This window comes from Bacteroides zoogleoformans (assembly GCF_002998435.1).
Lineage (GTDB): Bacteria > Bacteroidota > Bacteroidia > Bacteroidales > Bacteroidaceae > Bacteroides > Bacteroides zoogleoformans.
The window spans coordinates 2,251,547-2,263,984 of record NZ_CP027231.1 but is presented as its reverse complement, the minus strand read 5'-3'; the positions used below and the strand labels follow the sequence as shown (position 1 = coordinate 2,263,984).

The 12,438-nt window shown below is 49.8% G+C and carries 8 protein-coding genes and 1 pseudogene; 5 read left to right on the top strand and 4 right to left on the bottom strand.

Annotated features, from left to right (window positions below; translation table 11 throughout):
* Nucleotides 1-5: 5 nt before the first annotated feature.
* From C4H11_RS09325 to C4H11_RS09315, 3 genes are all read right to left on the bottom strand, one after another.
* On the bottom strand, nucleotides 6-3,311 hold the full coding sequence (locus C4H11_RS09325) for a SusC/RagA family TonB-linked outer membrane protein (RefSeq protein WP_106041450.1): 3,306 nt from the start codon (nucleotides 3,309-3,311) through the stop codon (nucleotides 6-8).
* 111 nt (nucleotides 3,312-3,422) lie between these two features.
* Nucleotides 3,423-5,069: a sialidase family protein gene (locus C4H11_RS09320; protein WP_106043302.1), complete on the bottom strand. Its 1,647-nt coding sequence runs from the start codon at nucleotides 5,067-5,069 to the stop codon at nucleotides 3,423-3,425.
* A 491-nt stretch (nucleotides 5,070-5,560) separates the two neighbouring features.
* Nucleotides 5,561-6,514, bottom strand: a complete 954-nt coding sequence (locus tag C4H11_RS09315; RefSeq protein WP_106043300.1) for a hypothetical protein — start codon at nucleotides 6,512-6,514, stop codon at nucleotides 5,561-5,563.
* Between the two features lie 158 nt (nucleotides 6,515-6,672).
* Between C4H11_RS09315 and lpdA the strand changes: the two genes are divergently transcribed.
* The 5 genes from lpdA (at nucleotide 6,673) to C4H11_RS09290 (ending at nucleotide 12,138) form a co-directional block, all read left to right on the top strand.
* Complete coding sequence (lpdA, locus tag C4H11_RS09310) at nucleotides 6,673-8,031, top strand: dihydrolipoyl dehydrogenase (RefSeq protein WP_106041448.1); 1,359 nt, start codon at nucleotides 6,673-6,675, stop codon at nucleotides 8,029-8,031.
* Nucleotides 8,032-8,249: 218 nt separating this feature from the next.
* Nucleotides 8,250-9,308 (top strand): Fic family protein, encoded by a 1,059-nt coding sequence (locus tag C4H11_RS09305; protein ID WP_106041446.1) that lies wholly within the window; start codon nucleotides 8,250-8,252, stop codon nucleotides 9,306-9,308.
* Between the two features lie 5 nt (nucleotides 9,309-9,313).
* On the top strand, nucleotides 9,314-10,801 hold the full coding sequence (gene dacB / locus C4H11_RS09300; RefSeq protein WP_106041444.1) for a D-alanyl-D-alanine carboxypeptidase/D-alanyl-D-alanine endopeptidase: 1,488 nt from the start codon (nucleotides 9,314-9,316) through the stop codon (nucleotides 10,799-10,801).
* Between the two features lie 154 nt (nucleotides 10,802-10,955).
* The gene (locus tag C4H11_RS09295) at nucleotides 10,956-11,639 is read left to right on the top strand and encodes a hypothetical protein (RefSeq protein WP_106041442.1); all 684 of its coding nucleotides are present in this window, start codon (nucleotides 10,956-10,958) and stop codon (nucleotides 11,637-11,639) included.
* Nucleotides 11,640-11,694: 55 nt separating this feature from the next.
* A complete protein-coding gene (locus tag C4H11_RS09290) occupies nucleotides 11,695-12,138 on the top strand; it encodes a hypothetical protein (protein ID WP_106041440.1) in 444 nt (147 codons plus the stop codon).
* 49 nt (nucleotides 12,139-12,187) lie between these two features.
* Here C4H11_RS09290 and C4H11_RS09285 read toward each other — a convergent pair.
* Nucleotides 12,188-12,394 (bottom strand): annotated as a pseudogene (locus tag C4H11_RS09285) (helix-turn-helix domain-containing protein); the annotation flags it as partial.
* Between the last annotated feature and the right edge of the window lie 44 nt (nucleotides 12,395-12,438).

Genomic DNA, 12,438 nt, shown 5'->3' with positions numbered 1-12,438 from the left:
CCTTTTTAGAATGTTACATTGACGCCGAATAGCAGAGTCCTGGGCAACGGATAGCCGGTTCCGGAGGCAATGCCACCGCCTCTCGACACCTCGGGTGCAGCCACCGGCGCAGCCGTCAGATAACCCAAGTTCTGTCCTGTGACAGACACTTCCAGTTTTTGGCAATAGAACTTACGTGTCAACTCCTTGGGCAACAAGTAAGATAAGGACAACTCGCGAATGGCCAAGTAGTCTCCCTTGTAAGAGAAGAGCGTAGATGAACGGTAGAAATTGGCCACACCCAGCTGGTCGGCATACACATACTTGGGATATTTGGCACCCGTATTCTTCTCCGTCCACGTATTGAACACATCGGTAGTGGTGTTGTAAGTGCCCTGCATGGCACCCAAGAACCATGGAGTGGTGGTGTCGTAATTACGGAATCCAAGGGCGAAGTCGAAAGCACCGTACAATTTAAATCCTTTCCACTCGAAAGTGCTGGTGAAACCGCCCGTCCAGTGCGGAGAGGTGTTGCCCAACTTTTCTTGGTCGAAGCTGTCTATCTTTCCGTCGCCATTGATGTCTTTCCAGCGGATATCTCCCGGAGTAATCAGAATGCCGTTTGCTCTTTGCGCATCGGTCAGCGTGGCCCACTTGGCCGGCGTGTATTGCGTCTTGCCTTGCACATTGCCCGATGTCACTATGCCTTGAGAGTAGGCTGCGTTGATTTCTTCATCGCTTTGGAAGATTCCTTGCGCCACGTAACCCACCAGCACACCCGGCTCGTACCCTTCTTGATAACCTCCTACCCAGATGAGCTCATCTTTCAGATTTCCGTCTTTGTCTTTCACCTTGCGCCCCGAGTATATCTGTTGTCCACCTTGCCGGTTTCTGTCGAGACCGTTGTTGGGCAGTTTCATTACTTTGTTTTTGTTGTAGGCAATGTTAGCCTTCATACTCCATGAGAAATCCTTGGTCTGAAGAATCCTACCCGAGAGCTCTATCTCCAACCCCCGATTGCGGAACTCGCCGTTATTGTTGGTAATAGACGAGAAACCGGTGGTGCTGGGCAGACTGAAAGCCGCATACTTGTCGGCAGTCAGTCGGTTATAGTAGGTCAGGTTAGCGTTCAGGCGGTTGTGCCAGAAACTGAGGTCCAAACCAAACTCGAAGGTGGTGGTTTTCTCCCATCTCAACGTGGGGTTGGGCAACGCACCTATCAGATAGCCCACATTGCCGTTATACTTGGCCGACGAGTAATTGCCTTGCAACGTGTATGCACCGATGCCCGAGGCGTTTCCGTTCACACCGTAGCTGACGCGCAACTTTCCGAACGAAAGCACGGGTACAAGTTCCTGCACCTTCTTCTCCTTTCCGAAAATCCATCCGGCCGAAAGTCCCGGGAAGAAGCCCCATCTGTTGTCCAGCAAGGATGAATAGCCGTCTTTTCTGAACACAAGAGAGAAAAGATATTTGTCGCGGAAATCGTAGTTCAAGCGACCGAAGTAAGACAGGATACGGATTTGTGAATGCTCAGAATCGATGGAGCGTTTCCCCTCCTCGGTAAGCGTCAGACCCAAATCGGCGAAATCGTCGGTGGGCGCACCCGAACCGGAAGCCGAAAATCCCTTGGCTTTGCTGTCATAGAATTCCGTACCGAGCATCACATCAACGTTATGTTCGCGAGCTATCACGGTGTTGTAGTTCAGCAACAAGTTGTAGGTCTGTGAAAACGTCCGTTCGAACTTTGCACCTGTGTTACGCGTGCGGCTCCAACTTGTTCCTTGTGTATTTGTTTGATAATCTTTGGTGAACCATTCGTATACACCTTCCGAATAATACCAGTTGGCTGTTCCTTTCAGTAGAAGATTTTTCAAGAGTTTCGCCTCTAAGGTTTGAATCATTGTGAATTTGTCTGTTTGGTAGTCTTTCGTCCATTTCTCCGGTTGAAAGTTCTGGTTACCATCACCCACGCTCGGTCCTAACAGCGGATTGCCCTCTTCGTCTTCATAACGTACAGTCATAGGAACTGACAAAATACGGCCGAAGTAGTTGGCTTCACTGGTTTGCGAACCCGGCATGGAATCCCAATTGGCTCTGTTGTAGTTGAACGAAGAAGTACTCTTCAGCCATTTGGTCAACTGATATGATCCGTTGAAGACGAAGCTGTAGCGTTCGTAGAATGAAGTAATGGGAAGTCCCTCCGACTTATTATATCCAAGCCCGGCATAGTAAGAGCCTTTGTCGTTTCCACCGGAAAAGTTAACATTGTAATCCTGTGTCATGGCCGGAGAGTTGAAGTTATAATCCGCAGGGTTGGTATTTTTATATATAAGGTATGAACCGGGATTGATAGGGTCTTCCATCTTTTCCCAACCCTTCTGCAACAGATGGTCGTATTCGGACGAATAGGCCATGACGTTCCATTTCATGGTGGCGTCATAAGGGTTGCCCGTTCCCATGGGTTGAGCCCCTTTCAGGTTACCTTTGGGTGCCCACGGAGTTATATTGTAGGCTGTGCGCATCCAATACAGATAATCTTTCGCCCCTAAAAACTCGTGCGGGACATTGGCATAGTTAAAGCCCAAACGAGCTTTCAAATTAACCTCGGCGCGTCCCGTTTTTCCGCTTTTGGTTGTCACCAATATTACGCCGTTACTGGCACGTGCACCGTAGAGAGCAGTAGCACCCGCATCTTTCAACACGTCGATGGATTCAATATCTTCCGGGTTGATGTCGCTCAAGCTGCCACGCAACTGACCGTCCACCATCACCAGCGGAGCACCCGTTCCATCCAGATTCGTTCCGCCGCGAAGCACGATGCTCGGCACACTTCCTGGATTACCGGAACTCTGAATAACCCGCAATCCGGCCACAGCACCGGACAAAGCTTGTGCGGGATTGGAGTGAACACCCACCGACAAGGCTTCCTCGTTTACTTTCGAGATGGAGCTGGTCACTTTCGTACGGAGCTGTCTGCCTCCGTAGCCCGTCACCACCACTTCTTCCAGCATTTCCGTATTCTCGCGCAGAACAATATTGAGCGGACGCCCGTTCCATACTATCTCTACACTTTTATAACCGATGAAGGAGACCAAAATCACCCCCCCCGGTTTAACATTGCTTAACGAAAACTTCCCGTCTATATCCGTAATCGTTCCGTTTGTGGTCCCTTTCACCACGACCGAAGCGCCGATGATTGTTTCTCCCGACGCGTCTTTCACAACACCGGTGCAAGCGTTGTCCTGTTGAACAACCTCCACCTTCGAAGTTTCATTTGTGGGGCCGGCGTAAGCGCTACTTATGCAAGCCGCGCAAAGAAATGCTGCCATCCCCACTACTTTTTTAAATAGTTTGTACATAATAATAAAATTAAAGTAACAGAAATATATAAGTAAGAAAGAGAAATACACCACGCACGGCATATTTCGCTTATCATAAAATCAGTTATCCACGTTCACGACACCTTTGCAGATATCCTTCAGCTTTACCGCCTGAAAAGCCATGTGCGCCACACTGCTCTCATACAAGATGCCTACTGTCTCTTTGTCTATCATCGTCAGGCAGGAGTATCCCCATCCGTCAGCCTCGTCAAGCAGCAGCTGGTTGGCCGGAAGCCACGTGTGACCACCATCAAAACTGGCTTTAATAGTTATATGGTTCCGTCTCTTGGTTGTGGCCGGATTGGAGAACAACAGCAGATCTTTGCCCAACACATTGTCTTCGGCTTTCACGGAAATGAGACTGGCCATACATACCGGCTCATCCAATGCTTTCCGTGAAGAGGGATGCTCCGTCCATGTGCGTCCCAGGTCTTCGGTCACCGAAACGGCCCGACTTCCGCCGCGGTTATCACGCATGTTCAGCATCAGTACGCCCGGAGCCACTTCCGCCACCTGTGCTTCAGTGGTGTTGGTACGGGCATGATTGTGTATGGCCCACGTCTCGCCCCGGTCTTTGCTGTACATGATGCCGGCATTGGGCACGCGAGTGGAGTCGATATACTGAATGGGGAACACCAGCGTACCGTCTTGCATGGTGATGCCTCGCCCCGGGCCTTGCAACAAGAAGTACCACGAAGGGTCTTTCACCTGCCCGGTGATGTTTATGGGCGCAGACCAGCTCTTTCCGTCGTCCGTACTTTTAGTCATCACAAGCTGCGCTGTAGTGCGTTTATCCATGCCTGGATGCGAGCTCCACCATGCACGTTGGTTGCCCATGCCATGGGTCCATGCAGCCACTATCCACACGGTGTTTGTCTGCGTATCCACCAAAATAGAGGGGTCGCCCACTCCGTTCTGGGCTGAAGGAAGCCCGCCGGTTTCGCCGAACGACAATGGCAGACGCATCCTTTCCCACGTACGCCCGCCATCCGTACTGCGGCTCAAACCGACGTCGACATGCTCTTGAAGGTCGACACTGCTGTTGTAACGCACGTCATATACACCGAGCAATGTTCCTCGGTTGGTAGTCACCAAGCCGGGGATACGGAAAGCTGCCGATCCATCGTCGCCCGCATGGCGTACTCCCACTCCCATGCGATGTACGATTCCTTCGGGCGTGACCGTCTGAAGCGGAGCCTTTTTCCCATCGACTTTGACCGAAACGATGGTTGCCGTCACCTTATTAAATAAAGTAGCCTGCGGTTTCATCTGAAGGCTGACCCAGAAATAGTTGATACCCGGAAAAAGATTCTGGTCGGCTTTCAGCTTCACATTGCTTCCACGAATTTCCGCCTGAGACTTCAGCACAGAGTAAGAGGAATTGGCCGCCAATGTTTTTCCCACAGCAAAAGCAGAAACATAATCTACCGGAGCAAACGGCTTACGAGCATACTCTTGAAGAGCCTCGGTTCCGCCGTAATAGAGTTTCACCGCTTCAATGTCCGAAAGATTCACCTCTTTGCCGAAACACAAGTCCACCTCGTTCAATTTCTTTCCCGAAGTGGCTTCAAGACGCATGCGGAAGAGCACATTATCTTGGCGTTCTATTAAAATAGGGATTTGGGTTTCGTGCACAAAGACAGTGTCCGACACCTCACGGTTTGCCGCCGTACAGACGCTCCCATTTCCCAATGCTACATGGGACATCCCCGACAATGCTATTGAAACAAGCAGCATTATGCGCAGAAACCTTGTTAGTCTCTTCATAGTTTTCTCGTTTAAGTTGGATATAGCGGTTAAATTAATAATAAAACCAAATGATTATGCAGGTATTTAATTCAATATTTTAATTTCTCGGCAAAGATAAATCAAATAAAACAAATACCAAAGCAAATATAAAGAAAAAAACTGTCGCATCTTTTTTTATCTGAAATTCAACTAATCTTTTGTTTAAGATTTAATGGAATATTCTTCTATGCAAGCACATATATGATTACTTATCTTGACGAATATGCCGCAAACGAATGCATCCCTGCCATCAGAACCATACCCAAACCGTATCAACGCTGTATCAAAACCGTATTTCCTCCGTATCTATAGGAACGGAGGTGATACGGAGATGATACGGAGATGATACGGAGATGATACGGAGGGGATACGGAGATGATACGGAGGGGATGTCGGCCCGGAGAGAGGTTTTATTCCCCTTGATAATCCTCAGTTGTGTACCTCACCGGCGAGCAGTCGTAAGGATACTTCTGCGTCAGTTTTCCTTTGAGAACTTGCTTCGTGTCGCTGCCGGGGCGGGCAAGGGTCAGGCAAAAAGTCAACTTCAAACGCTTGTAGTAGATGTCGGCAGCATATATATTCCACTTAGAGGGTATCATCTGCACCTCAAAGCCTTTCTTTCTCAACTCCTCGTCCTTGAAGTATGTGCTTTCTTCCTTGAACGGAAGAGGGGCTTCGTTCACAACGATTTTCCCGGCTTCGATGCGATCGGGCAGATTCACGAAGCGTTTTTGCGGGTTTACCCAAGAAAAATAATTCTCGACCCGGTCATCAAAACTGAATTGGTAGGTAGTCCATTCGTTGATAAAAGGATGGACAGTAAATGTATCGGACTCGTCGCTCCCCCTTTCTTCCCGATACTTCAGGCCATAGCGGCCGGTCTCGGCTTCCGACACCCCGTCACCCTCTTCCAGACTGTACGTCAAGGATTCTATCTCGTAGAAATTATGGCAGGCGTTTTGGGTGATGACCACTTGTTCCTTATAAAAGCCCTCTTTCATCTCCAGGTTGAGGACGAGGAAACGGCGTTCTCCCAAGTCGAAATTGTCTTTCAAGTGCAGAGTGAGGTGAGTGTCAGCGCTTCGCTCCAAGTCCCACCAACGATAGTGCAAGCTTCCCGTGCCTTCCAATTGCAGGGGTTTGCCATACTTATCCTTCATGGTCTCTCCCCACGGGGTGATGACGGAGGCGATGCGCCACCCGCCGCGTGCCATATCCATTTGCAGCGTACAGGCTTCGCCCTCCATAGTGATTTTCCTAAAGGGAGCCAGACCGGTCTCCTCATCTTTGCTGCAAGCTGCCAACAGGCAGACGAGAAAGACGGGCCACAAAGCAAGAGAACGGAATAAGAAGGTTGTTTTCATCTGCATCTTCAGTTTTAGCTTCGCCGGGACGAACGGGGCAAATCAATGAATGTATCGGCAAAGGTAAGCGTTTTCTGTGAAAAAAAGAGTGCCGCAGAGCGAGTTTTTCTGAAATAGATGTCGTATCTTGCAGGCAGAAATCTATAATACGGAAAACCATGAAATATCAACTTGCCATTATCGGCGGAGGCCCTGCGGGATATACGGCCGCCGAAGCTGCCGGAAAAGCCGGCCTGAGTGTAGTCCTGTTCGAGAAACAAAACCTTGGCGGAGTATGCCTGAACGAGGGCTGCATCCCCACCAAAACCCTGCTCTACTCGGCAAAGACCTACGACGGGGCGCGCCATGCCTCCAAATATGCGGTCAACGTGCCCGAAGCGTCGTTCGACCTGCCCAAGATAATAGCCCGCAAACAGAAGGTGGTGCGCAAACTGGTGTTGGGCGTAAAAGGCAAGCTCACCGCCCACGGGGTGAACATCGTAAGCGGCGAGGCCGTGATTGTGGACAGCCGCCACGTGCAGTGCGGCGAAGAGACCTATGAGTGCGACAACCTGCTGCTGTGCACCGGTTCGGAGACATTCATCCCCCCCATTCCCGGCGTGGACCGAGTGCCTTACTGGACGCACCGCGACGCATTAGACAACAAAGACCTCCCCGCCTCGCTCGTCGTCATCGGCGGAGGCGTCATCGGCATGGAGTTCGCCTCTTTCTTCAACAGCTTGGGTGTGCAGGTCACGGTCATCGAGATGCTCGACGAAATTCTCGGCGGCATGGACAAGGAGCTCTCCGCCCTGCTCCGCGCGGAATATGCCAAGCGGGGCATCCGCTTCATGACGGGCACGAAAGTGACCGCCCTGTCCGAAGCCTCATCGGCAGAAAGCATCCCGCAAGTGCAGGTGGGCTATGAGGACGCCCAAGGTGCAGGTTCCGTGGTGGCCCACAAGCTGCTGATGAGCGTAGGCCGCCGGCCCGTGACGAAAGGCTTCGGACTGGAGAACCTGAATCTTGAAAAGACCGAGCGCGGCAGCATCCGCGTGGACGGGCACATGCAGACCTCCCTCCCCGGCGTCTACGTCTGCGGCGACCTCACCGGTTTCTCGCTGCTGGCACACACCGCCGTGCGCGAAGCCGAAGTAGCCGTACATCATATCATAGGTAAGGAAGACGTCATGAGCTATCGGGCCATCCCCGGCGTGGTATATACCAACCCCGAAATAGCCGGTGTGGGAGAAACCGAAGAGTCCCTGCAAAAGAAAGGCATCGCCTATCGTGCCCTCAAACTCCCGATGGCTTATAGCGGCCGCTTCGTAGCCGAAAACGAGGGAGTGAACGGCGTATGCAAGCTACTGCTTGCCGACGACGACACCGTGCTGGGAGCACACGTACTGGGCAACCCCGCCTCCGAAATCATCACGCTGGCAGGCATGGCCATCGAACTAAGACTCACCATCGGCCAATGGAAGAAGATTGTTTTCCCGCATCCCACGGTGGGGGAGATATTCAGGGAGATGATGTAAGAGGTGAGATAAATAAAATGAGAAACAAAATAATAACTTTCATCATTGCCCTAATTGCTTTTTCCTCATCAGCATATTTTTTTGATATAGGTGGAAAGAGTTTTGTTTCTAAAGCGTTATATGCTTTCGGTTCAACGATTGTCGTAACCGTCCTGCTATATTAACTAATAAAAAAACAGCTAAGAAACAGTTTTGAATTTATTATTTCGTAATTATATATGACACAAGAAAATAAAGACCAACTGCTGAGACTGCTCCAAAGATACAAGGAACTGGGCATTGCGGAGCAGATAGACTTCGACAAGTTCTATCTCTACTCCATCATCACGCACTCCACAGCCATCGAAGGCTCGACGGTGACAGAAGTGGAAGCACAGCTGCTGTTCGATGAAGGTATTACCAGCAGCAAGCGCACAATGATGGAACAGATGATGAACCTCGATCTGAAAGTGGCTTACGATTACGGTAGGGAGTGGATTGTACGCCATGAACCTATCACCGTGGAATGGCTCATCAGGCTTTCTTCAAAGGTGATGGCCCGGACAGGCAGCGAATATCATTCCATCGATGGCGAATTCTCTGCCGCCAAAGGCGAGCTGCGCAAGTTGAATGTAACGGCCGGCATCGGCGACAAGTCATATATATCGTATCTGAAAGTGCCTACAAAGTTGGCCGCATTCTGTGAAGAGCTGAATGATCGTCGCAAAAGAATAGATGCTTCTGATATTGCTGCCGTCTATGACCTTAGCTTTTGGGCGCATTTAGAGTTGGTCAGCATACATCCTTGGGCAGACGGCAACGGACGGACATCCCGGCTGCTGATGAACTTGTTGCAATGGGAGTTCGGTGTGCTACCGACCAAGGTATTGAAGGAGGACAAAGCCGAATATATACAAGCCTTGATTGACACAAGGGAACAGGAGGATATTAACATCTTCCTCGACTTCATGGCGCGCCACCACTGCCAGCACCTAAAGGCCGATATTGACCAATACGTCAAAAGTGCGACAATAGAAGTGGTCGATAAAGAGACTTTGAAATACGAAATGGTCGATAACTGGTCGATAAAGCCATCTTTGGCAGAGAAGTTGGTCGATATTTTGGATTTTATGGATGACCGGATAGACATCACGACCGAAACCATCGTGACCCATTTGGGCTTTACCACTACTACAGCAAAGCGCTATTTACGCCAACTCACGGAGTTCGGCTATTTGGAAGCACATGGTGGGAACAAGAACCGTACATACAGTAAATCCGTCAGACGAAAGGGTTGATTCTAATGTCTAAAGTCTATTACCTAATATTGCTGCTGTGCGTTTACTCGCTACCGCTTTTTGCTCAAAAGGGCAGAAGTAGCAGCCACTCTTCCCGCCTCGACACGCTCATCAAACAGATGCTTCCTGCCGGCTCCAATGTAGGCATCTCGGTATATGACCTGACGGACGACAAGCCGTTGTACGAGTATCAGGCCGAGATGCTTTCCCGTCCCGCCTCTACCATGAAGCTGCTTACCGCCATCACCGCCCTTGCCCGACCCGAAGCCGACGAGCCGTTCCGCACGGAAGTGTGGTACAAGGGAACGATTGCACGCGACACCCTGCAAGGCGACCTCTATATAATAGGTGGATATGACCCGGAGTTTGACGAAGCCGCATTGGACTCATTGGTAAACGCCGTGGCACGGTTGCCGTTCAGCGTGATTCACGGAAGAGTGTACGGCGATATTTCCATGAAAGACTCCTTGTATTGGGGAAGCGGATGGGCATGGGACGACACCCCCGAAGCCTATCAGCCCTACCTTTCGCCGTTGATGCTGAACAAAGGCACGGTCACAGTGGCCGCCACACCCGGCGAGCGGGGAGAGGCCGCACGACTATCGTGCATCCCCGCCTCTTCTTACTACACCATCGCCAATCTGACGAAGTCGCAAACACCTTCTGCCGGCCGCTTCCGCGTGTCGCGCAACTGGTTGGAGCATGGCAACCGGATTATCGTGACCGGCAATGTGGACGGACGCCGCACAGGCACGGTCAACATCTATTCTTCGCAAGACTTCTTCATGCACTCCTTCATGGAACGCCTGCAAGCACAGGGCATCCGGCGTATTAAAGCTGTAAACGACGCTTCCTCCCCCGGTTATGCCTTCGGTGAGTTCGTCAAGGACAGCCTCTCCGTGCCGGTAACTACCTACGAGACACCCGTGGAAACAGTGGTGAGAGAGATAATGAAAGAGAGCGACAACCTCAATGCCGAAGCCCTGCTGTGCCGCTTGGGAGCGCAAGCATCCGGCAAGAAGTACGTTTCGGCCGAAGACGGACTTTCCGCCATCCGCCTGCTGATAAAGCGGTTGGGCTATGACCCCGAGCGTTATAAGCTGGCAGATGGTTGCGGACTGTCCGGCTATAATTACATCTCCCCGGCATTGCTGGTAGGTTTCTTGAAGTACGCCTATTCGCAGACCGACATCTTCAGGAAACTGTATAAGGCATTGCCCATTGGCGGAGTGGACGGCACACTGAAAAACCGTATGAAGAAGGGCACACTTTCCTACAAGAACGTCCATGCCAAGACAGGTTCTTTTACAGCCATCAATTGCCTTGCCGGATACGCAAAAGCAGCCAACGGACATGCGATAGCCTTCGCCATCATGAATCAGAATGTGCTTTCGGGCAGAGAAGCACGGGCGTTTCAGGATGCGGTGTGCGAGGAGATGATGCGAACCATTCTATCTACTCCCAGCATAGCCTTAACAAAACACAAGTCCTGATACGGACAAATCCGAACATTTGTATGATTTGTTAGTGTTTTTGTATGATTTGTTAGTACTTCCAACACTTATATTCCGTTAATTTGCAAGAGTAAAACAGTCCCGGCAGCAGAACGTTTAAAAGCAGTATATCTTCTTATAAAATTAGAGAATTATGAAAAGAGAATTCAAAATCAAATGTTTGTTTCTTCTGTTATGCGGCATGACGATGATAACCGCTTGCGAAAAAGAAGAAAACGGAGATATTACCTTAAAAGGTAATACAGACCTTGAAGAGAACAAGGTAGGCACTGTGCTGAATAGCATGGTCAGACTGTATTCAGGTAATAATTTCAAGACCGAGTTCGGCAAGTCGAAAGTCATTGCCAATGATAATGGCGTTATCGAAGTAGAGCTCTCAATGGAAACGAAATCCGAGTCTTTGAGCAATGCGCTGAACCATATTGCCAATTATGCAAAAGAGTTCAACATAGGCGATTCTTTCACCTCTTCCGGTGGGAAAGTTATAGCAAAAGGCAGATTGTTTAATTCTTCTGAAGGAGTGGCAATCGTCAATGCAACCGGCAGGCAGGGAGTGATCATGAAATACGATGTCAATGTAGGAGATACGTGGTCGTATAAGTCTCAAAAGGGAACGGTGGAAACTCTCAAAGTCACAAAGAAATCGACAGAGAATGATTACAGCATGGGGTACATGAAGATCAAGGTTGTACAAGTGGAACAAATTCCTACCGAACCGGGAATAACGAAAATAGTTTACACCGGAAACCATAAATTCGGATTGGTAGAAATAGCCGTTCATCTTGAAGACGGTTCTACCATAAAACTTTATAAATAACGGAGAACCTATCCATTTCTTTCTTGTCGCCCCTTTGACGATACCTGTTTGAAAGATGAGAAAAGATAATGAAACTGTAAGAAACAGCAATATACTCCTGACGGCCGGTGGAATTATTTTTATCCTATTGGGACTGTCGGGAGTATATTTCTTTGTGATGCAAGGTATAAAGCCGGCTTGGTTGCAATGGAGCGTATTTACGTTCTGTTCTTGCTACATCGAAACGAAAATGTTTGTCTTCATCCCCAATAACCAGGGAGACGAGTTGGCCGTCGCATTCTACTGCCTGGGATGGTTGTTGCTCATATACAGGTCGAAACGTTCGCTGCTAAACAAACAAGCGTTGGCGGTCAGCGTGTTTATGTTCGGCTATTTGCTACTACATGGATTGGCCGTGGTTTATTTCATAGGAGCATGCCTGATATTGACACCGCCTGTTTTAGTCTTCGGAGATACATTCGGGAAACGATGCATTAGGGAGTGGCTGAAGTTGAAATAAACCGGTATCGTCATCCTCGTCCGTACCGTTCTTTCCGCCGGCCCGCATCTTATTTCTCCGGTTCTCTCCTGTATTGCGCGGGCGACATGCCCAGATGCGCTTTCACATATTTTCCGAAGAAGGACTGATTGGAGAAATTAAACTCGTCGGCAATCTCTTTGATTGACTTGTCCGAATGCTTCAACTCTTGTTTTATCTGCTCGATGGCGTATTCGTTAATCCACTCCATGGCGGTGCGCCCACTCACTTGCTTGATGGAAAAGCCACTCTACTTTGACCCTTTTGGCCAAACAGGATTGC

What these genes read in the sequence shown, in the direction of transcription:
- C4H11_RS09325 (WP_106041450.1), bottom strand. Translation starts at nt 3,311, where the DNA reads ATGGCAGCATTTCTTTGCGCGGCTTGCATAAGTAGCGCTTACGCCGGC.
- C4H11_RS09320 (WP_106043302.1), bottom strand. Translation starts at nt 5,069, where the DNA reads ATGTCCCATGTAGCATTGGGAAATGGGAGCGTCTGTACGGCGGCAAAC.
- C4H11_RS09315 (WP_106043300.1), bottom strand. Translation starts at nt 6,514, where the DNA reads ATGAAAACAACCTTCTTATTCCGTTCTCTTGCTTTGTGGCCCGTCTTT.
- lpdA (WP_106041448.1), top strand. Translation starts at nt 6,673, where the DNA reads ATGAAATATCAACTTGCCATTATCGGCGGAGGCCCTGCGGGATATACG.
- C4H11_RS09305 (WP_106041446.1), top strand. Translation starts at nt 8,250, where the DNA reads ATGACACAAGAAAATAAAGACCAACTGCTGAGACTGCTCCAAAGATAC.
- dacB (WP_106041444.1), top strand. Translation starts at nt 9,314, where the DNA reads ATGTCTAAAGTCTATTACCTAATATTGCTGCTGTGCGTTTACTCGCTA.
- C4H11_RS09295 (WP_106041442.1), top strand. Translation starts at nt 10,956, where the DNA reads ATGAAAAGAGAATTCAAAATCAAATGTTTGTTTCTTCTGTTATGCGGC.
- C4H11_RS09290 (WP_106041440.1), top strand. Translation starts at nt 11,695, where the DNA reads ATGAGAAAAGATAATGAAACTGTAAGAAACAGCAATATACTCCTGACG.